Source organism: uncultured Pseudophaeobacter sp. (genome assembly GCA_905479575.1).
Taxonomy (GTDB): domain Bacteria; phylum Pseudomonadota; class Alphaproteobacteria; order Rhodobacterales; family Rhodobacteraceae; genus Pseudophaeobacter.
Window position 1 is genome coordinate 1 of sequence record CAJQNB010000031.1, and the last position, 21208, is coordinate 21208.

General features: G+C 58.9%; 19 protein-coding genes and 1 other RNA gene. 8 read left to right on the plus strand and 12 right to left on the minus strand.

From position 1 onward, the window contains the following. From QZ268_RS09725 to QZ268_RS09750, 6 genes are all read right to left on the minus strand, one after another. The coding region (locus QZ268_RS09725) for a cysteine synthase A (RefSeq protein ID WP_295451600.1) at nt 1-811 on the minus strand (811 nt) is incomplete at its 3' end. A gap of 70 nt (nt 812-881) precedes the next feature. Further along, nucleotides 882-2006: an NUDIX domain-containing protein gene (locus tag QZ268_RS09730; protein ID WP_295451602.1), complete on the minus strand. Its 1125-nt coding sequence runs from the start codon at nt 2004-2006 to the stop codon at nt 882-884. A 26-nt stretch (nt 2007-2032) separates the two neighbouring features. After that, nucleotides 2033-2473 carry a TrgA family protein gene (locus QZ268_RS09735; RefSeq protein WP_295451604.1) on the minus strand — a complete coding sequence of 147 codons (441 nt, stop codon included), beginning with the start codon at nt 2471-2473 and terminating at the stop codon, nt 2033-2035. 115 nt (nt 2474-2588) lie between these two features. Beyond that, complete coding sequence (locus QZ268_RS09740; RefSeq protein WP_295451606.1) at nt 2589-3809, minus strand: aminotransferase class V-fold PLP-dependent enzyme; 1221 nt, start codon at nt 3807-3809, stop codon at nt 2589-2591. Nucleotides 3810-4015: 206 nt separating this feature from the next. After that, complete coding sequence (acuI, locus tag QZ268_RS09745) at nt 4016-5011, minus strand: acryloyl-CoA reductase (RefSeq protein WP_295451610.1); 996 nt, start codon at nt 5009-5011, stop codon at nt 4016-4018. 29 nt (nt 5012-5040) lie between these two features. After that, nucleotides 5041-6144 carry a dimethylsulfoniopropionate demethylase gene (locus tag QZ268_RS09750; protein WP_295451612.1) on the minus strand — a complete coding sequence of 368 codons (1104 nt, stop codon included), beginning with the start codon at nt 6142-6144 and terminating at the stop codon, nt 5041-5043. Nucleotides 6145-6468: 324 nt separating this feature from the next. Here QZ268_RS09750 and QZ268_RS09755 point away from each other — a divergent pair, with 324 nt between their 5' ends. From QZ268_RS09755 to QZ268_RS09770, 4 genes are all read left to right on the plus strand, one after another. After that, a complete protein-coding gene (locus tag QZ268_RS09755; protein WP_295451615.1) occupies nt 6469-7200 on the plus strand; it encodes a GntR family transcriptional regulator in 732 nt (243 codons plus the stop codon). A 155-nt stretch (nt 7201-7355) separates the two neighbouring features. Continuing rightward, nucleotides 7356-7706, plus strand: a transfer-messenger RNA (tmRNA) gene (gene ssrA / locus QZ268_RS09760). Nucleotides 7707-8108: 402 nt separating this feature from the next. After that, the gene (gene chrA / locus QZ268_RS09765) at nt 8109-9425 is read left to right on the plus strand and encodes a chromate efflux transporter (protein ID WP_295451617.1); all 1317 of its coding nucleotides are present in this window, start codon (nt 8109-8111) and stop codon (nt 9423-9425) included. Between the two features lie 149 nt (nt 9426-9574). Continuing rightward, entirely contained in the window at nt 9575-10054 is a 480-nt protein-coding gene (locus QZ268_RS09770; protein WP_295451620.1) for a ClpXP protease specificity-enhancing factor SspB, read from the plus strand. Nucleotides 10055-10407: 353 nt separating this feature from the next. Here QZ268_RS09770 and QZ268_RS09775 read toward each other — a convergent pair whose 3' ends face one another. Beyond that, nucleotides 10408-11040: a hypothetical protein gene (locus QZ268_RS09775; RefSeq protein WP_295451622.1), complete on the minus strand. Its 633-nt coding sequence runs from the start codon at nt 11038-11040 to the stop codon at nt 10408-10410. 213 nt (nt 11041-11253) lie between these two features. On the opposite strand from QZ268_RS09775, the gene fumC reads away from it, so the two are divergent. Genes fumC through QZ268_RS09790 form a run of 3 tightly spaced genes read left to right on the plus strand, consistent with a single transcriptional unit; the run spans nt 11254 to nt 13054 of the window. Next, nucleotides 11254-12648, plus strand: a complete 1395-nt coding sequence (gene fumC / locus QZ268_RS09780) for a class II fumarate hydratase (RefSeq protein ID WP_295451624.1) — start codon at nt 11254-11256, stop codon at nt 12646-12648. Then, the gene (locus QZ268_RS09785; protein ID WP_295451627.1) at nt 12648-12824 is read left to right on the plus strand and encodes a DUF4169 family protein; all 177 of its coding nucleotides are present in this window, start codon (nt 12648-12650) and stop codon (nt 12822-12824) included. Before fumC ends, QZ268_RS09785 begins: the two co-directional genes overlap by 1 nt. Next, the gene (locus QZ268_RS09790; RefSeq protein ID WP_295451629.1) at nt 12821-13054 is read left to right on the plus strand and encodes a ribbon-helix-helix domain-containing protein; all 234 of its coding nucleotides are present in this window, start codon (nt 12821-12823) and stop codon (nt 13052-13054) included. Before QZ268_RS09785 ends, QZ268_RS09790 begins: the two co-directional genes overlap by 4 nt. Here QZ268_RS09790 and QZ268_RS09795 read toward each other — a convergent pair. The 3 genes from QZ268_RS09795 to QZ268_RS09805 form a co-directional block, all read right to left on the minus strand. Then, nucleotides 13045-14466, minus strand: a complete 1422-nt coding sequence (locus QZ268_RS09795; RefSeq protein WP_295451631.1) for a cytochrome P450 — start codon at nt 14464-14466, stop codon at nt 13045-13047. The two genes, QZ268_RS09790 and QZ268_RS09795, sit on opposite strands and share 10 nt — an antisense overlap. Continuing rightward, nucleotides 14463-15773 carry a hypothetical protein gene (locus tag QZ268_RS09800; RefSeq protein ID WP_295451634.1) on the minus strand — a complete coding sequence of 437 codons (1311 nt, stop codon included), beginning with the start codon at nt 15771-15773 and terminating at the stop codon, nt 14463-14465. The genes QZ268_RS09795 and QZ268_RS09800 overlap by 4 nt, the downstream gene beginning before the upstream one ends. Nucleotides 15774-16023: 250 nt before the next feature. Then, a complete protein-coding gene (locus tag QZ268_RS09805) occupies nt 16024-16776 on the minus strand; it encodes a cytochrome c biogenesis protein CcdA (protein WP_295451635.1) in 753 nt (250 codons plus the stop codon). Between the two features lie 127 nt (nt 16777-16903). On the opposite strand from QZ268_RS09805, the gene QZ268_RS09810 reads away from it, so the two are divergent. Next, nucleotides 16904-17137, plus strand: coding sequence for a sulfurtransferase TusA family protein (locus QZ268_RS09810; protein ID WP_295451703.1), 234 nt, complete (start codon nt 16904-16906; stop codon nt 17135-17137). A 104-nt stretch (nt 17138-17241) separates the two neighbouring features. Here the strand turns inward: QZ268_RS09810 and QZ268_RS09815 are convergent, their stop codons facing one another. Further along, nucleotides 17242-17634, minus strand: a complete 393-nt coding sequence (locus QZ268_RS09815) for a nuclear transport factor 2 family protein (RefSeq protein WP_295451637.1) — start codon at nt 17632-17634, stop codon at nt 17242-17244. 101 nt (nt 17635-17735) lie between these two features. Continuing rightward, nucleotides 17736-20810: an Rne/Rng family ribonuclease gene (locus QZ268_RS09820; protein WP_295451640.1), complete on the minus strand. Its 3075-nt coding sequence runs from the start codon at nt 20808-20810 to the stop codon at nt 17736-17738. Nucleotides 20811-21208 lie beyond the last annotated feature (398 nt).

A 21208-nucleotide genomic window follows, 5' to 3' on the forward strand; every position in this document is an offset into this window, starting at 1 on the left:
CTTCGTGTTCAAGCATATCAAACACAACGGGCAATGCCTCAGCATCCGAGACGTTATAGGAAAAGTCAGGCGTAAAGCCTTCTAGGTTGCGCGTAATGCGAACTTGCCCGATGCCCTCGGCAATCGAACCGCCCTCTGTGACAAGCTCACCTTTGGTGTAAAAACTATGAAGCGCGGCACCGTCTGGATCGGCCAAGCCGATTTTTACGCCTTTTGGCTGCAGCGCCATTGCGGTGCCCGCAAGCGTACCACCCGAGCCTACGGCACAGATAAAGCCATCGACTTTGCCATCTGTCTGGGTCCAAATTTCGGGGCCTGTTGTTTCGATATGGGACTGACGGTTTGCAGTATTGTCAAACTGGTTGGCCCAAATCACCCCTTCATTGCTGCTGCGAGCCAATGCATTGGCCAAACGCTCAGAGTAGCGGATAAAGTTGTTGGGATTGCGGTAAGGCGCTGCGGGCACTTGCACCAGCTCAGCACCCGCAAGACGCAACATTGTTTTCTTTTCTTCAGACTGCGTCTCGGGAATAACAATAACCGATTTGAACCCCATCGACGCGCCAACTAACGCAAGCCCGATACCGGTGTTACCAGCCGTGCCCTCTACAATGGTGCCACCCGGCTTAAGATCACCGCGCGCGATGGCGTCGCGAATGATAAACAGGGCCGCACGGTCCTTGACCGATTGACCGGGGTTCATGAACTCCGCCTTGCCCAGAATTTCACATCCGGTCTCATCGCTGACGCGGTTCAGACGGATCAGAGGAGTGTGGCCAATGGCGTCGGCCAGATCGCGTGCAATGCGCATGGTATCCCTTTCGATCATTCCCCCAAGATGTAACCAAGCGGGCAGAGCTCTACAAGGTGGGAAGCGGCGGTTAACGCAGCTGGGCGCACAGCCGTTCACGGTGACGTGATAGCCAAAGCGCCGCAGTGATCAGCGGCATGTCCTGATAGCGGTGATCATCAATACCCTGCATCAAGGCATCAAAGCTGAGGATCTCGCTGCGCAGGTCTTCGTTTTCGCCGGCGACTCCACCACCGCCTCTGATGTCAGAAAGGTCTGCAACGCCTACAAAAATATAAACAAATTCTCCTGACGCACCGCTCGAAGGATAGCCTTGCGTCACTTTTTCCAAATGCGAAATCGTCACCCCGGCCTCTTCGACCGCTTCGCGATAGGCTGCCTGCTCTGGCGTTTCGCCCAGGTCAATCAGCCCAGCCACCGGCTCCCACATCCAGGGGCGTTTTTCGCCAGCGATAAAGGTGGCCGCGCGGAACTGCTCGACCAAAAGCACCTGATCACGCACCGGATCATAGGGCAAAACCACCGAGGCCCGCCCCACCAGCGCCACGCCTCGGTTGACCGATGGGCTCATGGTGCCATCATAGCGCCGAAACCTGAGATCCATTTCCTCCATCGCAAAGAAGTTCACATAGGCGCGTTTGTGGTTTTCAATCTGCACATCCTGCGACAGGTTATGGACCGGATCTTCCGATCCGGACTGTGCCATCAACCAGGCAGAGGCACGGCGACGGATCGATGGCAAAGACTTCCGCATCTGCTCAGCGGTCATTCGCCCCTGATAGGCCATGACCTCTTCTGCGGCGCGCAGGGTTACAGCCCCGGACTGGGCAATCCAGGCCTGCAGATCCCAGGCCCCTGTCGGCTGCCATTGACCGGGCGCCGGGAAATAGACCTGCGCGGCAGCCTCTTCTCCAGAAGAAAGCCTGACGGTGATCGGCCGGAGCGCATAGTCAAAGCCTCCCTCATAGAAATCCAGCGCCGCCAGATCCGCTGGAGTCAGCCCCCGCACCAAGAGCCCCGTGGCGACCTCTCCACTGGCCTGCGCGATCAGGGGAAAGATCTGGTCACGCACCGCATAGACCCCATGGTCCGCCAGGCTGGCCTCAGAGATATCCAGCCCGGTGCGCGCCCGGCCCAACACCAGCTCAAGCAGCGGCACATGGCGGAGTGTGCCGTAGAAAAACAGATCAACCACGCGTTATAACCTTTTGTTAAGTATTGTTATGACCAGCGTTTATGGATGCTCTCAGCCAAGAGCCCAGCCAAGCAGCCCCCAATAATCAGGGGCAGTAAAACCGTTGGCACCGCGATAACAAAAAAATACTCCAGCGACAGGGTGAGGATCGCCAACAGGGCGTCAAAAGGCCCGCCATATCGGTTGCGCATGGCACGATCGAACATCTCCCAGGCGCCTTGAATAAACAGAGCCCACAGCACCATCACAGCCGCGCCGGTCAGCCCGTTGTTAATGGCCGGCACCAGGCCATGGCCAACCCGCCGCCCCATAAAGATCCAGCCAGTCAGCAGGCCCAAAATGATATTGATGTGGAAGAAATACCCAAAATCGGTTCCTTCGGGCATCAAAGGCACCACCTGCCGGGAAACAATAAAGGCAAGCAGGCCCAGGCAAAGAGCGGCAACAAGACGGGCAGCGGTAGGCATTGCGAAGATCATCCCTCGGGGTTGCGAGATACAGGCCAGGGCGACCACGCGCCCCAAAGCCAGCTATGTTTAACAACCAGTTTGAATTAACAAACTGGTTTGTTTGCAGATCAGGCTACAACAGCTGATCAAGTGCCGTGATCAATTTGTCCACTTCGGACCGGTTGGTGTAGTGGGTGAAACTCAGCCGCAACACGCCCTCTTCTGGGTCAACGCCCATGGCAGAGAGCGCCCGCCCGGCGTAAAAATCACCGCCGCCTGCCATGATGCCCTGCTCTGCCAGCTTTTGCGCCACAGCCAGCGCCGGGCGGTTCAGGGCCAGTGCCACGGTGGGCGCCCGCTTCGCAGCGTCGCTCGGGCCCAGCAGGCGCAGATCATTTCGATCCTTTACCGCATCCAGCAGCGGTTGAAGCAGCGCGATTTCATGCCCGCGCATCAGATCATGCACAAAAGCCCCCCGCGCGGTTGCGCCTTCGGCAGGGCCGCCATGCTGGTCACAGAGCGCATCAAAATAGTCCACCATGCCCGCGCTGGCGGCAACCTGCGCATGATCCGGTCCCGCCGGGGTAAAGCGTTTGTACAGGCAATCGCCGTTGAAAAAATGCCCCTGGTTGGGCAGCAGCGTGCCCAGTTCGCGCCGCATCACCACTACCCCCTGATGAGGGCCATAGGTTTTATAGGCCGAAAACAAATAGATGTCGGGGCCAAGGTCGCCCACGTTTGGCAATCCATGTGGCGCATAGGACACCCCATCGACGCAGACAAAAGCCCCGGCCGCATGGGAGAGCGCGGTGATTTCGGTCACCGGATTGATTTCCCCCACAACATTGGAACAGTGTGGAAAACACACCAGGCGCACCTTCTCGTCCAGCAGCGCCTCCAGTTTTTGCGGATCCAGATGCCCCGTCTGAGGATCAATTTCCCATTCGCGAACCTCAATCCCCTCATCGGCCAGACGCCGCCAGGGGCCCGTATTGGCCTCGTGATCCTGATTGGTCACAATAATCGCTTCGCCAGGCTGCAAAAGCTGGCGAAAGGCCTGGGCCAAAACATAGGTGTTTTGGGTGGTAGAGGGTCCAAAGCTCAGCTCGTCAGTCTCCACCCCCATCAGCGCCGCCAGCCGCTGCCGGGCCTCGTCCATTTCGGCCCCCGCCAGCTGCGACGCCTCGTACGGGGCATAGGGCTGCACTTTGCGTTGGGTGTAATAGCGCGTTAGCCGGTCAATCACCTGAGCACAGGTATAAGAGCCGCCCGCATTCTCAAAAAACGCCTGTCCCTGCAGGGTTGGCTCCTGAAAGGCAGGAAACTGCCCGCGTACAAAATCAATATCCAGCATTATGTTTGGCCCCCAAATGTTATTATCCAAATGGATGCAACTCTCACCACAAGAGGTCAAGACTGACTGATGAAAACCAGAGCCTTGAGACGGCTCTGCCGACAATTGGCAGGGCAACAAATGAAATCAGCCCAGAATGTTCGCATTCCGGGCTGATTCAGGTTTTTGGATTTGGCCTCATTCAAAGCAGACTGGGCGACCTTGCCTTAGGCGTTTACATCCACAACAACCCGGCCCTGCACTTGCCCCTTCAGAATATCCGCCCCTAGTTGCGGCAAATCCGAGAGCACCGCTGGTTTCACCATGGCCTCCAGCTTGTCCATCGGCAGATCCGTTGCCAAGCGCTCCCAGGCGCGCACCCGATTGTCATAGGGCTGCATCACGGAATCAATCCCCAGCAGGTTCACCCCCCGCAGCAGGAATGGGATCACAGTCGCCGGCAGCCCAGCCCCCCCCGCGAGGCCAACAGCTGCAACAGACCCGCCATATTTCATCTGGCCCAGGACCCGCGCCAGCATCTCGCCGCCAACCGCATCAACACAGCCTGCCCAGGTCTCGCTCTCCAGCGGCCGTTTGACCGTCTCGTTCAGCTCATCGCGTGCCACAATCTGCGTCGCTCCCAAGCTGCGCAGATATTCCTCGGTTTCGGGGCGTCCAGTGACACCCGCGACCTCATAGCCAAGGTTGGCCAGAATAGCTGTCGCGACCGATCCAACACCGCCCGCAGCGCCGGTCACCAGAACCGGCCCCTGTCCGGGCTTCATGCCGTGATCTTCCAGTGCCATCACCGCCAGCATGGCCGTAAAACCAGCAGTGCCAACCGCCATCGCCTGACGCGTATCAAGCCCCGCAGGCAGCGGCACCAGCCAGTCCGCCTTGACCCGGGCCTTTTGCGTATAGCCGCCCCAATAGGCCTCACCGACGCGCCAGCCGGTCAGAACCACCTTGTCACCGGGCTTGTAGCGATCATCCTCGCTGGCCTCGACCGTGCCGGCAAAATCAATCCCTGGGATATGGGGGTAGTTGCGCACCAAGCCGCCGCCCTTGGGGCTCAGGCAGAGCCCATCCTTGTAGTTCACTGTGGAATAGTCGACCGCAACAGTGACGTTACCCTCTGGCAGCTGATCAAGATCGATCTGCTCCACCGCCGCCGATGCCAAGCCGCTGTCTTCATCCTTGTTCACAATCAGTGCATTAAACATGTGTTTTCTCCCGTTTTCCTAAAAGACCATCAAATCCAGAACTTTTCACGTACGGTCGCCATACGCATACCCTCAGGCGTTTCAACTTCCAACTTGGTGCCCGCATCCCAATGGGTCATCCGCACCATCCCAATTGCAACATTGGTTCGAAAATCCGGAGACCAGGCTGCCGAAGACACCCGCCCCACCCGTTTTCCTGCCGCGTAGAGTGGCCAGAACTCAGTGCAGGCAGGAACCGGGTCGCCGGTAATGGAAATGGCGCGGATCTGTTGCACCGGACCCTCTTTTGCAACCCGCAACAGGGCATCGCGCCCGATGCACCCGATTGCAGTATGCGTGTCGCAGAACCGGCCAAGCCCACATTCATGCGGCGTATTATCATCGGTCATGTCATTGCCGTAGCTTAACAATCCGCCCTCAATCCGCTCAATCATATTGGGGCAGCCTGCCCGCACCTCAAGGTCCTGACCCGCATCCAACAGTTTGTTCCACAGCGGCATGCCGATTTCTCCATCCTCGACATAAATCTCAAACCCGCCCTGTTTGGAATAGCCCGACCGGGCAATCACCAAATCGCGGCCCTGAAACTGGAAGGTACTGAACCTGAAGAACCGGATAGAGCGAATACTGCTGCCAAAGACTCGCTCCAACAGCGCCTCGGCCTTTGGCCCCTGTATCGCCAGCGGCGAAACATCGGGCTCATCCACCAGCACATCCAGACGCCAGCCGTTGGCGATGCCCTTGACCCAATACAACAGATCACTGTCCGCAATTGAAATCCACCAGCGGTCTTCTGCCAGCTTGACCGCAACCGGATCATTGAGCATGCCACCTGTTTCATCGACAATAGGCACATAGTAGCACTGCCCCGGCAACATGCCGCGCAGATCCCGCGGCGTCAGCATCTGCATCAGGCGGCCAGCATCCGGTCCCCGCAGTTCCACCTGGCGTTCGCAGGACACATCCCAGATTTGAACATGCTTTTTAAGGTGGTGATAATCTGCCTCTGGATTTTCAAATACCGTTGGCAACAGCATGTGATTGTAGACGGTATAGGCCTTAACATTGGCAGCCTCGACCCCCTCCGAAAAAGGGGTTCTACGCAAACGCCGTGACGGTGAAATCAATGCCATAACTCATCCTCCTGGCAACTGGAAACTCATAGAGCGCGTCAGATGAAGGCGCTCTATCCGGAAATTTCAGCCCCGACCCTTTTGGAGTTTGGCTGGGGGCTGAGCCTGCTGTGGGTTGAGCCTGACACCAAATCAAAGACACCCACCTCCCCCAACAGACCCTGCCCTAGAAGCTCTCTGTGCAGCTGCCCGTTGGCTTTCATTGGTGTCTCCAAGTAGAAATAGAAGCGACTCACCGCTGAAGTTCTAAATGTCAGACTTTTAAATGTCAGACAAATAAAAACGACAGCCCATCCAAAACCGCCTAACCAAACTGGACCCGCAATGAAGATCGATCCAACAAGCTCAGCAGATTTGTCGGCGCAGATCTCCCAGTCAATCAAAGCCGCGATCATCAACGGTGACCTGAATGTGGATCAGCGACTGCCCTCGGAAGCGGAATTGGCAGATCACTTCCAGGTGTCACGCTCCACTGTCCGCGAGGCGTTGAAACGTTTGGCGGCACAATCCTTGATCCGAACCCAGCGCGGCGCGACGGGGGGCGCCTTTGTCAACCGGCTCAGCTTTGAAGACGCCCACGCCCAGCAAGTGACCACGTCAACCCTGCTGCTCAGCATGAACGAGGTGAGCTTTGAGACCGCCTGCGAAGCCCGCTACGCGCTGGAACGCGCCTGCGCGCCGCTCTCCGCCAGCCGTCGCAGCGCCGATCAACTGGCCACCATGCGGGCCGAGATCTTTCGCCAGGGCCAGCCGGGCCTGTCAGATGAAGCCTTCTGCGCCTCTGATGTTGCCTTTCATCGCGCCTTCGTTGACGGGGCCGCCAACCCGGTGCTTTCCTATCAACTGGCCGGCGCGGTCGAAGCCATGCAGCCCTTGATGAATATCATCACCTTTTCTGCGCGTGATCGCGCCCGTATCGTCGCGCTGCATTGCCAGATCGCCGATGCCATCGACCAGGGCGATGGCACCGCGGCCTCCGACGGCCTGACAAGACTTGAAACAGAAACGCTGCAACTGGCGAAAAAAGTCTTTGCATCCCGCGCCGCCAAAACCTGACCTTAGTCCCCCGGATGGTAACCAAGGGGCCGGTGCATATTCAGTTGGCCAGAAATGTCCGGCGGGGAGCCGGTGCAACGCGGCGGCGGTGGCTGGTGCCCCATTTGGTTTTCCCTGCCAAGAAAATGAAATATATCGGCAAAAAGGGATCCTCCCCACTTCAAATCCCCGCCGCAATACCCTATGTTTGTTCTGTTCCCTCGGGAACTATGGACATAAATGCGCTCGTAATACACGGATCGGACCCGGGGGCGGTACCCGGCGACTCCACCAAACATGCTTCATTTGGGCATCATGGGGTCGAAATAGGATCGACGGACGTCTAAAGGGGTTAGCTTTGTTTCGGCTGTCTGCCACCGTTATCGGCGAAAACTGTACAATTGCAAATGACAATCGTGCTCCGGTAGCCCTGGCTGCGTAAGCAGTTCGGAAAACCGAAACTTAAGTCCTTTCGCCTAGCAGCGACTGGCGGGGTTCGCAGGTACCTGGCAACAGAAACCTGCACTTTCTCCCCCCCTCACCTGCTGCTCTACCGCGTGTTCTGTCGGCTGGCCTTTTGTCGCCAGGGCTCTCTGGCTTTCATGCCTCGCGGCGCACGAATGTTTGGCAGCGCCCTCAATCCGATGGCTGATCGCGCCCGGAATCCTCTCTCCGCAGACGGAGACACGGCCTGCCCCAGGGGCTGGCTTGACAAACCACCGTCCTGATCGCATCACAGCCTGGACGCGTAGATGGTCAACGCCCCCGTGAGAGGCCATACAATGGTTTACCCGCCCCCCTTCTCCGCCCCAAAACCAACCTGCGATCGGTGCTTTCATCCGGCCCCAAACCTGCGATACCCCTATGGGAACAGCTCTCTGCGCCATGAACGGGGAGCACGTACAGGCTTGGCCAAGGAATGACATAAAATGACGACAGTTTCCTGGCGCGACATGTGGCGGGTCTTTGGCAAGATCGGCCTGATGAGTTTTGGCGGCCCCGCCGCGCAGATCGCAGTGATGCACCGCGAACTGGTAGAAGAACGGCCCTGGTTGGACGAGGAGAGCTTTCTGCGCGGCCTGTCCTTTTGCATGTTACTGCCCGGCCCCGAAGCCATGCAGCTGTGCACCTATACCGGCTGGCGCCTGCGCGGGTTCGCTGGCGGGCTGCTGGCGGGCCTGCTGTTTGTGCTGCCCGGCGCCTTGGTGATTGCAGCGCTTGTCTGGGTTTACAGCGTCTTTGGCACGCTGCCCGCGGTGCAGGCGGCCTTTCTCGGCATCAAGGCCGCGGTGGTGGTCATTGTTGTGCAGGCGCTTTGGAAGCTGAGCCACAAGGCCTTGAAACATAGGCGAGACTGGTGGCTGGCCGGATTTGGCTTTGTGGCGCTTTTCGTCTTTGGCCTGCCCTTTCCACTGGTGATCCTGGGGGCTGGTCTCTTTGGCATGATGACCCTGACAAGCACGACACAGGCCAAATCAGCATTAGCGCTCCCGGAGCCACCCACCAGAACCGATGCTTTGACGGCGACTGCTCCGCAGCTGACATTCCAACACAGCCTGCGCAGCTGTGTCATCTGGGGTGGGTTGTGGCTGCTGCCGCTGATGCTTCTCAGCTTCGTCGGCGCTGATTTTCTGGCCAGTATCGGCTGGTTCTTTGCCAAATTGGCGGTGGTCACCTTTGGCGGCGCCTATGCGGTGCTCGCCTATATGAGCCAGGCGGTGGTGCAACACCATCAATGGATCAGCGCAGGCGAAATGATCGACGCGCTTGGCCTGGCCGAGACCACCCCCGGCCCTCTCATCCTGGTGACCCAGTTTGTGGCCATGTTGGCGGGACTGAAACAGGGCGGTTTTGCGCTGTACCTGGCGGCCGGGGTAACGGCGCTTTGGGCCACATTCATGCCCTGCTTCCTATGGATTTTTGCCGCCGCCCCCTATGTGGAGCGCCTCGCAGCCCAGCCCCGCCTGTCAGCGGCGCTCAAGGCGATAACCGCCACCGTTACCGGCGTCATCCTGAACCTGATGGTCTGGTTTACCCTGCATGTCCTTTTTCAGGATATAACCCTGCTTCAAAGCGGCCTCTTGGCAATGCCCTGGCCAAATTGGAGCACCCTGAACACCTCAGCCCTGCTGTTGACCCTGCTGGCACCGCTGGTCGCCTATGGGCTGCGGGGGCGTTTGTTCTGGCTGCTGGCGCTCATGGCTCTGGCGGGTCTGGCAATGCCGCCACTGCTGGCCCTGACATAGCCCCCAAGGTCGCGCAGGACGCCCCGCCAGCGACAGGCCCAACTCCACTGGCTAGGGCCCCAAATTAATGACAAAAACTGCCCGGCCGCCTCTTTAGTTTCTGGCAGAATCCCCTATGCTGGTGCAGCAATTTAACAGGGGTGTCATTCATGTCCCGCGAAATCGACTACGGAAATCTGATGCACTCCGCCATGCGCGGGCTCATTCGCACCGTCCTGCAGGATGTTGCGGACAAGGGGCTGCCGGGAAACCATCACTTTTTTATCACCTTTGATACCAACCATCCGGATGCGCAATTGGCAGACTGGCTGCGGGAACGCTACCCCGGTGCCATGACTGTTGTGATGCAGCATTGGTACGACAATCTTGACGTAGAAGAGAATGGTTTTGGCATCACCCTGAACTTTGGTGACGCACCGGAAACGCTCTATATCCCCTATGACGCGATCGAAACCTTCGTGGATCCCTCCGTGGAATTTGGCCTTCGCTTTGAAACAGCCGAAGACGATGACGACGATGATGCCCCCACAGATGATGACGACACCGAGGCAACCGGCGAAACCGACGCGGAAAGACCGCACGCCTCGGATGGGGATGTCGTGTCTCTGGACAGCTTCCGCAAACACTAGCGCCTGCCCGCCCCCACCGCCGAGGTGGGGCTGCGGAACCATTTGTATGCGGGGTTCTGATGCGGAACGGGCAATACACCTGCGCAGTCAGGGCCAATCGCAGACAGGGTCAATCGCAGTCGGGACAACCGCTGACGAGCCAATAGCAGACAGGCCAATAGCAGACAGGGCCCAACTAAAGCGGCCCACACATTTGACCGCTAGACTTTGTTGATCGCAAAATCTTGGCCAGAAACATGCCTCTCAATAATTAGCCCGGAAATTTCCCTTTGCACACAGCAAGGCGCGGCACGGGCGGCCAGCAGCAGGCTTGCGAAAAAGCCCATCTACACTCCATCAGCCCCCCATGGCTGTCACCGACGCAGAAGCTCAGTCTCTATCCGGCGGACCGGCTGACCATTGCGATGGGTGTGAAAGACGAGAGACAGCCCGTTTTCCGTCAGGCGGCGATCATATTGCTGCATTTCATAATCGCCGTTTTGATGAATAAACATCGAAAATACCGTCAGCGTATCGCCGCTAAGCCGCGCCCAGACATAGGGCTGCCCCTTCATGGGATCCTGCTGGACCTCATGTCCAAAAACATTGCGCTGCATAGCCGCCGCGTAAATCCCGCCGCGGTCACTGGGTATAAATTTAACCTCATAGGATTTCTCTCTGCGCCGACCATCCTCTTTTTCGGTGACCGTGTTCCACTGAACCTTGAAGCCTTTGTCGGTTTCCGAGATCACAATACTCAGATCCCGCTGATCCTTTGTGCCATCGCTCATAGGCACTTCTGCCGACCCGCTATAGCGACCGACAAAATCGCCGATATCATGGGCAGAAGCCCGTACGACATGACCAAAGATCAGAAAAACGGTCAAAACCAGCAGGCAAAGATAGGCAGGCAAGCCCCCTAGCCCAAAGTGGCCTGGCCGCGTTGCTGCCCGGACCTTGGCCCGATGAGCCGTGGCCCGAGAAAGGGATTCGACCGATTGCTTCACTTTATTCTCCTGTGCTGCCTCCCAAAGCGGGTGCCTCAAGCTTAGAGTAATGATCTCTGCCCGGCTAGCAATGACATGGAACAAGCCCGATCTGGAGAATTCTCTCTATACCCCAGCTGGTGATAGGCTATGCTGCGCGCAACTGGCCAATTGCGTCGCGACGGCGCAGAGGTTAAACGGCATGCAACGGCATACCAGACGGAGATAGACAAGATGTCCGATACCCGCACCGAGACCGACAGCTTTGGTCCGCTAGAGGTTCCTACCGACAAATATTGGGGCGCTCAGACCCAGCGCTCGATCATGAATTTCCCCATCGGTTGGGAAAAGCAGCCCGTCGCCATCGTGCGCGCTCTGGGCGTGATCAAAAAGGCCTGCGCAATGGCCAACAAGGCCTCCGGCAAGATGGAAGACCGCATTGCGGATGCCGTCATCGCTGCCGCTGGCGAAGTCATTGAGGGCAAGTTTGACGACAACTTCCCGCTGGTGGTCTGGCAGACCGGGTCTGGCACCCAGTCCAACATGAACTCCAACGAGGTGATCGCAAACCGCGCCATCGAAATGCTGGGCGGCGTCATCGGATCGAAAGATCCGGTTCACCCCAATGACCACTGCAACATGGGTCAGTCCTCCAACGACACCTTCCCCACGGCCATGCATATCGCCACCGCCATGTCGGTACGGGACGTGCTGCTGCCTGGTCTGGAAAAACTCGCCAAGGGTCTCGAGACCAAATCAGAAGAGTTCAAGGATATCATCAAGATCGGCCGCACCCATACCCAGGATGCGACACCGCTGACCCTGGGCCAGGAATTTGGTGGCTATGCCCACCAGATCCGTCAGGGGATTGCCCGTGTTGAGCTGGCGATGCCCGGCATCTATGAGCTGGCACAGGGCGGCACCGCCGTAGGCACCGGTCTGAACACCCAAAAAGGCTGGAGCGAGACCGTTGCGGCCAATATGGCCGAAATCACCGATCTGCCCTTTGTCACCGCCCCCAACAAATTTGAGGCTCTGGCCGCCCATGATGCCATGGTCTTCCTGTCCGGTGCGCTCGCAACCATCGCCGGTAGCTGCTACAAGATCGCCAGCGATATCCGCTTTCTGGGCTCCGGCCCCCGCTCTGGTCTGGGTGAGCTGATCCTGCCCGAGAATGAGCCAGGCTCCTCGATCATGCCCGGCAAGGTGAACCCCACCCAGGCGGAGGCGCTCACCCAGGTCGCGGCCCATGTCATGGGCAATGATGCAGCCATCAAATTTGCCGGCAGCCAGGGTCATTTTGAGTTGAACGTCTACAACCCGATGATGTCCTACAACCTGCTGCAGTCGATCCAGCTGCTGGGCGATGCCACCGACAGCTTTACCGAACGGATGCTCAACGGCATTCAGGCCAACGAGCCGCGCATCGACAAGCTGATGAAGGAATCGCTGATGCTGGTGACAGCTCTGGCGCCGACCATCGGCTATGACAATGCCACCAAGGTCGCCAAGACCGCGCATAAAAACGGCACCACCCTCAAAGAAGAAGCCATCGCGCTTGGCTTTGTGGATGAAGCCACCTTTGACGCGGTTGTGCGCCCCGAGCAGATGATCGGTCCCAAGGACTGATGGGAAAGCCGGTCAATCTGAACCGGTATCGCAAGACACAGGCGCGGGCCGAGGATAAGGCCCGCGCTGACCAGAACGCTGTGAAATTTGGCCGCAGCAAGCTGGAAAAATCGCTGCAAGAGGCCCGCGCTGCCAAGGCCAAGCGCGATTTGGATGGCCACAAGAGCGACGAATGAACAGCCGACCACGCAAGCACTCTTTGACCCTACGCGGACATCGAACCTCGGTCTCGCTGGAAGATCCCTTCTGGCTGGAGTTTCGCCAGATCGCAGCAAGAACCAATCGCCCAATCAATGAGTTAGCAGCCGAAATTGATGAGGCCCGTGGCGCCGATTGCGGCCTGGCCTCTGCCATTCGGCTGTTTGTGCTGCGCGATTTGCAGGCGCGGCTCGCCCCTCAGGGCTGATCGACCTTGCCGCGGGGGGTGACCTGCAACCAGATCCCGTTTTTTGAGCGCACGGTCAGATGCGCCACCGGCACCGGCGCGACGCCCTCAACACAGCTGAGTTTAAAGTGCCGCAGGATCAGCGATAGGATCAGCGGCCCCTCCACCATGGCAAATCCGGCACCGGGGCAAACCCGTGGCCCTGCCGAGAACGGGATATAGGCTTCGCGCTGGCACTGTTTGCCATTTTCCGTTTGCCAGCGATTGGGATCAAACCCGTCGGGATTGTCCCACAGCCGCTCGTGCCGGTGCAAATGCCAGGGGCTGAGCACGATCTGCGCCCCCTCTGGCACCGTTCGATTGCGAAACTGCACGGGGCAGGTTGCTTCGCGCACCATCATGGGCACCGGCGGATACAGCCGTAGGGCTTCGCGGAACACATCCCGCGACAGGCGCAATTTCGATATGGCGCTAAAACTCTCATCCGCCAGCGCCTCGGCCTCCTGCGCCAGCTGCTCTTGCCAATCGGGATATAGCGCCATCAGATACAGCGTCCAGGCCAGCGCCGAGGCACTGGTTTCATGGCCCGCAAGAAAGAAGATCGCCACCTGATCCACCATCTCCTGCGCGTCAAAGCGCTCTCCCGTTTGGGGGTCTGCGGTGGTCATAATTTTGGTCGCCAGATCCTCTGGTGCGGTCCCGGCCTTGATCGCCGCCATTCGGGCTTCGGTAAGTTTGCTGATCAGCGCCCGGATCACTTTGGCATTGGGACGGGTTCCGCGCCGAAAGAACCGGGGCATCCACTTTGGCAAGGGTACAAAGGCCGCAAGGTTCAACAAAGGCTGGCTGCGCTGATAGTTGCGAAAACGGGTAAAGACCTCTCCCGCTACTTCGTTTTCGATCGGGATTGAAAACAGGGTGCGAAAAATCACATCCGCCGCCACATGGCTGGTCACCTCTTCCACCTCGACCCTTGCGCTCTGCCCGACCTGAGCCTGCAACCGCACAATGGCCGAGTCAGCCGCAGCTCGCATCGCCGGGTAAGTCGCCTTGAGCCGTCCCCCTTCGAAGGCAGGATCGATGATGCGGCGCTGACGTTTCCAGGTCTCGCCATTGGTCAAAAACACCGAATTCCCCAGCAGCGGCTTTAACCCTTCGGCAATGCGATCCGATTTGGGGAAGTCATCGGGCTGTTCTTTCAGTACCCGTTTGATCAGGTCGGGCTGGTTGATCAGAAACGAGCGAAAGCTCGGAGCACGAAATTCGGCCATCCAGGCCCGATAGAGCTTGGCCGGTTGCGCCGACAGAATGTCGTCGCGAAACAGCCGCACATAGCGCCACAATGACACCCGCACCGGCCGCGTTGCTGGTTTGGGCGGCTTTGGCGCCTCTGTTTCAAGCTGCGGGCTGGGGTCAAGGTCAGGCGCGTTCATTCTGGCGACACCGAGGTATATTTGGATACAGGCACATCAATCCGACTGGCAGAGGCCTGGCGGGTGCGATAACGCTGCCGCAGGGTTTGGGCCCCGGCGGTGATGCGAAAATAGTCATAGTCGCCCGGCTGGTCAAAGGCGCAAAGATATTGGAAATGCAGGCGAAAAAACCGCCAGCGCAGCTCGGCCCAGCGGGCCGGGCTCAGGGTCTGGGTGAAGGCGGCAGAAAACACCAGCGGCCAGCGTTTATCCGCTGGCGCAACGCCGCTTACCGCAACCGGATCACACAGAGCAAAGGCGCAGCCATCACCGGGCGCCGAGACATCAATCCAGGCAATTTCGTCGCGCTGTGACAGGTATTGCAGATCGCGGCGCAACCGACTGGCACGGGGCAGGAAAGACACCATGGGCACCACCTGGCCCAGGGTGAGAAATCCGATCTCGGGGCATGTATCAGGCAGCCCCTCGCGGATGAGATCCGCCAGAACCGACACCCCGACATGCGCCCCGGAGGAATGCCCAACCACCAATAGCTCTTCAATATCGCCTGCGGCCAAGGCCGCCGCGATCTCTTGTTTAAAGGCCACAATCCGGGCCTCCAACTCTGGTGGGTTTTCCCCGCGTGAGGCGGCTGAATAGGCGTAGTCATGCATCAGGTAATAGGCAAAGAACTTGCCATCCTGTTTTTTGAACCATCTGAGCAAAACCGCCGCTGCCAGTGCCCCGCCGCCCCAGCTGGGCAGCAGGGCGTACCAGGGCGGCTGGTCAATAAGCAGCGCAACCGCCGCCGCCCATGCAGCCCCACAGGCCCGGAGCAGCAGCAGGGCCAACAACGCCTGCACCAGCAGCATGCCAACAGGGTAGAGCGCGGCAATCACCGGGCCTTTGCGCAGCCGCATAAGGCGGCGTAACGTGCCAGAGGCTATGTAGATCCAGGCGGTACGGGCCAGCTGCAGATAAGTCCCCGCAATCGAGGCATCCATGCTGTCGCGCACAATGTCAGACCAGACAAGCACGCTGAATTCTGTCTGCACCTGCGCGCCGTCGATCTCTGCGGTGACCTGCCAGCCATAGGGGCGCTGGCCCTGTCCTTTGCTGCCGGTCGCCTGCGCCTGTATGGATATCTGATAAGCGCTGATCTCTGCCTGAGCGGCCGATTCTTTGCGGTAAAGCTCGCGGTAGCGCCGGGGATGAATGGGGTCGTAGCCGGGAATATAGAAAACCCGCCGCGCCCGCACCGGCTGGGCTGGGTCATCTGGCCTATCCTGTGGCTGCTGCCCGGTTGCGCCCCGCACTATGCTATCCATTCCCTGGCCTCGTTGTCTGGCCTCATTTACTGGCCTCGTTGCCTTTGACGCCAGAGTAGTCGAGATTTCCGCCCAGAGTAAGGCCGAGACTGGACCAAGACAGGGTTACGGATGGACAAAGACGGGGCCGGCCTGGGCGCAAAGAGAAAAACCTCCCCCAGGCGGCTACCAGAGGAAGGTTTGGAGCTAAGTTCGTAATGGTCGCCCTAGCCTTAAGTGACACGAGCCTTAAGTGACCTGAGCCTTAGTATTAGCCGAGGGTGGCAAGAAACGGAAAGGCTTCGAGCAACCACCAGGAGAAGGTCGAGAACAAGCCGGTGACCAACATAAAGCCGACCAACAGCAACAGCCCGCCCATGAGTTTCTCGATCAACCCCATATGGCGCTTCATCTTGTTCATCACCACCATCGAGCGGTTCAGGAAGATCGCAGCCAGCAAAAACGGCACCCCAAGGCCAAGCGCATAGATCCCCAACAGCAAGGTGCCGCGACTGACCGAGGCCTCGGAAGCGGCGAGCGACAGGATCGCCCCCAGTTGTGGGCCAATGCAGGGCGTCCAGCCAAAGGCAAAGGCCAGCCCCAGAACATAGGCCCCCAGCACTGATCCACCGGCCTGACCGGCGTCAACCCGTGCCTCGCGATCCAGGATAGGAATGCGGAATACCGACAGAAAATGCAGGCCGAAGATGATCACCACAACACCGGAAGCCCGAGCGAAAAGTTCCTGATTTTGCAGCACAAAGGCTCCAAAGAAAGAGGCGGTGAAGCCCAACAGCAGGAACACTGTCGACAGGCCAAGAACAAAAAACAGCGCCGACAGGATCACCTTGCGCCGCGCTGCAGCCGTGCCCTGCATCTCACCAATGGAGACACCGCTCATATAGGCAAGATAGGGCGGCACAATCGGCAGCACACAGGGTGACAAAAAGCTGACCAAACCGCCCAGGAGCGCCACAAACATTGCAGGCAAGAGCGCTGCATCTATGATCTCAATTCCAAACATCTCGTTCCCCTAAAACAGGCTTTCCCGATCCATAGACCAGCCAGTACCAAAGGTCACGAGGCGCATTGGTCACATCCTTGTGGACAGGGCGTGAGTGGCGGATTATCTGAAAGACATGACTGAATTTATCTCCGACAGCGATGCCACCCTCGATGCCATTGGCCTGCTCTGCCCCCTGCCCGTGCTAAAAGCGCGCAAACGCCTCAAGTCCATGGCTGCGGGCGAGGTTCTGCAGGTGCTTGCGGATGACCCCGCTGCGCTCATCGACATCCCGCATTTCTGCACCGAGTCTGGGTATGAGTTCCTTGGACAGGACACGGGCGATGGCCATCAGATCTATCAAATTCGCAAGACCGGCTGATCAGCAGCCCCGGTAACTGCCCTGGTAGCTGCCCCATTTTGGCCCCGGTCGCGTAGATCCAAAGCCAATGCAGCTCGCAGGGACGCAGGGATAGGCACGCAGGATCACACAGGTGTTGATCCGGCAGTGGGCGTGTCCTGGCTAAACAGGTTCAGCCAGCCCTGCCCCTGACGCTGCCAAATAGATGACACATACATTGTATCCCTGCTGGCGGCTCCTGGCCGATGATAGACCGCCAAATAGGACAGGCAGACATGATCCTTGCCCAGCTGTAGCAGCCTGGGGTCGGTGAGCTCGAATGAGCTGACCGTCGGCCCCTCTTGCAGCTGGTCGCAATGATCCGCCCGGGTGGCAAAACCGCTGGGGTAGACGCCAAGAAAATCAGCATGCAGTGCCGCCTTGTCCGCCTCGGCATTGCCTTCAACCAGGGCCTGCCAGACCCGTGTTTCCTGCTCCAGGATTTCAGTCAACACAGTTGAATGCCCGTTGTGATCCACGTGTTCGATCCTCCGGTATTGTCGGTTTGTTTCGCCACTGTGCCAGCATCGCAAACCCCGGCAGCAAAGAAAAAGGCGACCCCTGAGGCCGCCTTTTTATCTTATCCGATGGACCACCATCCGCGCCGCTTGGGCTTGGGCGGGGTTGCCGGTTCTGGCTCAGCCGCGGCTTCCACTTCTGCAGGCGCTGCGGGTTCCGGCGCGGGGCCAGCAGCAGCTGCGTCAGCGACCTCTGGCTGTGCTGTCACCTCTGGCTCAACGGCGGCCTCAGCTGCACTCTCTTGATCCGCAGGCGCTTCGGCGGCAGCTGCCGTTTCCACTTCCGGCGTGTCAGATGCAACCGGTTGTGTCTCAGCGACTGGTTCAGCAGTGACCGCCGCGACGGGAGCCTCTGACACCTCAGCTTCAGATGTCTCCGCTTGCGATGCCTCAGGTTCAGAGGTGGTCTGCTCCGGCACGACACTCTCAGCCTGAGTTGGCTCTTCAGTGGCAGCAGCAGTTACGGTCTCGCCATCACTTTTACTGGCTGGATCGGTACTGGTCGCGGCTTCCGGCTCTGCGCTGGGGGCCTCGCCATTGGTCGCCGCTGCTGTGTCTGCGCTCGGCGCGGCTTCAACTGCGGTCTCTTCGCTTTTCTTGTTGCGCGAACGACCACCACGGGTGCGGGTACGGGTCCGGCTGCGGGCGGGCTTCTTCTCTTCAGAATCGGCCTCTTCACCTGCTTTTGCGTCGGCTTTTTCTTCCCCGTCCGCTGTGGGTTCAGCCTTGTCGCCAGCCTCGGCCGCGTTGCTATCGGAATCGGAGTTTTCCCCGCCGTTGCCGGACTTGCGCCGCCGCCGCCGCCGCCGCTTGCGCTTGGGCTTGTCCTCGCCGTTGTTCTCACTTTCGTCCGCTTCAGGAGCCGCAGCCTCCTGAGGCTGTTCTTCCTCTGCAACCTCAGCATCCGCCTCGGCCTCATCAGCGTCGATCTGCGCCATAAGAGAGGTATCAGCCGACACAACCGAAGCGTCAGGAACAGTCACCACACGGGTGGCCGTTTTGAACTTCTCCAGCGTGAAATCCGGGCTGACCAGATGTGCATCGCCTTCGATGCGGACCGACATGCCGTAGCGGGCTTCGATCTGCGCGATATGTTCACGCTTCTGGTTCATCAGATAGTTGGCAATATCAATCGGGCAACGCACCAGAACCTCGCGCGAACGGCGGCGGGTGCCTTCTTCTTCGATCTGACGCAGGATCGACAGCGCCATGCTATCATCCGAGCGGATCAGGCCGGTGCCGTGGCAATGTGGGCAGGGCGCCGTGGTGGCCTCGATCATGCCGGGACGCAGACGCTGGCGCGACATTTCCATCAGGCCAAAACCAGAGATCCGGCCCACCTGAATGCGGGCACGATCCGTCTTCAGCTTGTCCTTCATCCGGTTTTCAACGGCGGCGTTGTTCTTACGCTCATCCATGTCGATGAAGTCGATGACGATCAGTCCGGCAAGGTCACGCAGACGCAGCTGGCGCGCCACTTCTTCGGCGGCCTCCAGGTTGGTGTTGAGCGCGGTTTCCTCGATCGAGGACTGTTTTGTCGCCCGGCCAGAGTTCACGTCAACCGCCACCAAAGCCTCGGTGGTATCGATGACGATATAGCCGCCGGATTTCAGCTGCACAGTGGGGTTGAACATACCACCAAGATAGCTTTCGACCTGGAAGCGGGCAAAGAGCGGCAGGGTTTCCTGGTAGTTCTTCACGTTCTTGGCGTGGGACGGCATGATCATCTTCATGAAGTCCTTGGCGATGCGGTAGCCGCGCTCGCCTTCAACCAGAACCTCGTCAATCTCACGATTATAAAGGTCGCGGATCGAGCGTTTGATCAGGTCGCCCTCTTCGTAGATCTTGGCGGGGGCGATGCTTTTCAGCGTCAGCGCGCGGATCTGTTCCCAGAGACGCTGCAGATATTCGTAATCGCGTTTAATTTCTGCCTTGGTACGCTTGGCCCCAGCCGTGCGCACAATAAGCCCCGCACCCGATGGCACGTCGATTTCGGTTGCGATATCTTTCAGTTTCTTGCGATCAACGGCATTGGTGATCTTGCGGCTGATGCCGCCACCGCGCGCAGTGTTGGGCATCAGAACGCAGTAGCGCCCTGCCAGCGACAGATAGGTGGTGAGAGCAGCGCCCTTGTTGCCGCGCTCTTCTTTGACAACCTGGACCAGCAGAACCTGACGGACCTTGATGACTTCTTGAATCTTATAACGACGTGGACGTGGCTTGCGGGCCGGGCGAATGTCTTCGCTGTCGTCTTCGTCAGCAACCGATTCAATGGTTTCGTCTTTGGCGCTGGCATCAACACGCGCATCGTCCTGCTCTGCTTTGTCGCCAGTCTCATCGCTGGCGCCTTTGTCAGTGTCATTCTGGGCGGCGTCATCCTCGGCAGCGTCACCGCCGGTGGGTTCAACACTTGCGTCCTCAGCGGTTACATCCGCAGCGGCTGGCACAGTTGCTTCTTGCGCAGGCTCTTCTGCAGTGGCGGCTTCAGCGCTTGCTGCGTCTGGGCCGGCCTCTTGCGAGCGCGTATCTTCCGGGTTGGAGGGCTCTTCTACCGGGGTGTCAGCAACACGTTCCATCGGCGAGGAGCCTTCGGGGACCTCGGCCAGCTTGGCCTCATCGCGCGCCATTTCGTCAACCAAATCAATGGTTTCCATACCAGAGATTTCCGAAACCACCGGCGTATCAGCACTGGTTTCAGCGGCAAGTTTAGCGGGCGCCACCTCTTTGGTCTCGACCGCATCCCCAGAGGAGACCTTAGCAGCCTTGGACCGGGAACCCTTGCGACCCCGTGAGCGCGACCGTGAAGGCTTGGCCTCTTCGTCTTCCTCGCGGGCACGCTGTGCTTCCGCATAGGCGCGCTCTTCTTCCATCAGGGCTTCGCGGTCAGCAACCGGGATCTGATAATAGTCGGGGTGGATTTCCGAAAAGGCGAGAAAGCCATGGCGATTGCCGCCATATTCCACAAAGGCGGCCTGTAGCGAAGGCTCTACCCGTGTAACTTTTGCCAGATAAATGTTGCCAGCTAGCTGGCGTTTGTTCTCAGATTCAAAGTCAAACTCTTCAACCTTGTTTCCGTCGACCACCACGACGCGGGTTTCTTCCGCGTGGGTGGCATCAATAAGCATCTTCTTTGCCATGTTTCCTTAGTGCACCTGCCCTGCGCAGACGCAAACCTTGCCTTATCGGGAGGCCGCGCATGTATCGGGGGGTGTCTTGTCAGGGCGATCTGGGACGGCGCACTACAGGAGATGGCCCTGGAGCTTGCGTCCGGTCCTCGTGCCTGTATGCTCTTCGCTCGCGCGCGCGTCATCGCGTTTCTTCTCCGACAGGTCGGGAGACCCCGTTGCCTGCCTTGTTATCCCTCTTTGATTGATCAAAGAGGCGCTTAGCTGCTCCGTATGAATTCGGAGCCAATCGGTCTATCTCGCCTTTTCGGTTCATTCCGATGTCGGGTTGTTCCGATGTCGGATCGCGCCAGTCAAAAGTGCGAGACAGCGAATCTCAAAAATGGTGGGTCAGTCGTCAGACCTCAGTC

What these genes read in the sequence shown, in the direction of transcription:
- QZ268_RS09750 (WP_295451612.1), bottom strand. Translation starts at nt 6,144, where the DNA reads ATGGCATTGATTTCACCGTCACGGCGTTTGCGTAGAACCCCTTTTTCG.
- QZ268_RS09800 (WP_295451634.1), bottom strand. Translation starts at nt 15,773, where the DNA reads ATGGATAGCATAGTGCGGGGCGCAACCGGGCAGCAGCCACAGGATAGG.
- acuI (WP_295451610.1), bottom strand. Translation starts at nt 5,011, where the DNA reads ATGTTTAATGCACTGATTGTGAACAAGGATGAAGACAGCGGCTTGGCA.
- QZ268_RS09735 (WP_295451604.1), bottom strand. Translation starts at nt 2,473, where the DNA reads ATGCCTACCGCTGCCCGTCTTGTTGCCGCTCTTTGCCTGGGCCTGCTT.
- QZ268_RS09820 (WP_295451640.1), bottom strand. Translation starts at nt 20,810, where the DNA reads ATGGCAAAGAAGATGCTTATTGATGCCACCCACGCGGAAGAAACCCGC.
- QZ268_RS09770 (WP_295451620.1), top strand. Translation starts at nt 9,575, where the DNA reads ATGTCCCGCGAAATCGACTACGGAAATCTGATGCACTCCGCCATGCGC.
- fumC (WP_295451624.1), top strand. Translation starts at nt 11,254, where the DNA reads ATGTCCGATACCCGCACCGAGACCGACAGCTTTGGTCCGCTAGAGGTT.
- QZ268_RS09755 (WP_295451615.1), top strand. Translation starts at nt 6,469, where the DNA reads ATGAAGATCGATCCAACAAGCTCAGCAGATTTGTCGGCGCAGATCTCC.
- QZ268_RS09785 (WP_295451627.1), top strand. Translation starts at nt 12,648, where the DNA reads ATGGGAAAGCCGGTCAATCTGAACCGGTATCGCAAGACACAGGCGCGG.
- QZ268_RS09740 (WP_295451606.1), bottom strand. Translation starts at nt 3,809, where the DNA reads ATGCTGGATATTGATTTTGTACGCGGGCAGTTTCCTGCCTTTCAGGAG.
- chrA (WP_295451617.1), top strand. Translation starts at nt 8,109, where the DNA reads ATGACGACAGTTTCCTGGCGCGACATGTGGCGGGTCTTTGGCAAGATC.
- QZ268_RS09805 (WP_295451635.1), bottom strand. Translation starts at nt 16,776, where the DNA reads ATGTTTGGAATTGAGATCATAGATGCAGCGCTCTTGCCTGCAATGTTT.
- QZ268_RS09790 (WP_295451629.1), top strand. Translation starts at nt 12,821, where the DNA reads ATGAACAGCCGACCACGCAAGCACTCTTTGACCCTACGCGGACATCGA.
- QZ268_RS09795 (WP_295451631.1), bottom strand. Translation starts at nt 14,466, where the DNA reads ATGAACGCGCCTGACCTTGACCCCAGCCCGCAGCTTGAAACAGAGGCG.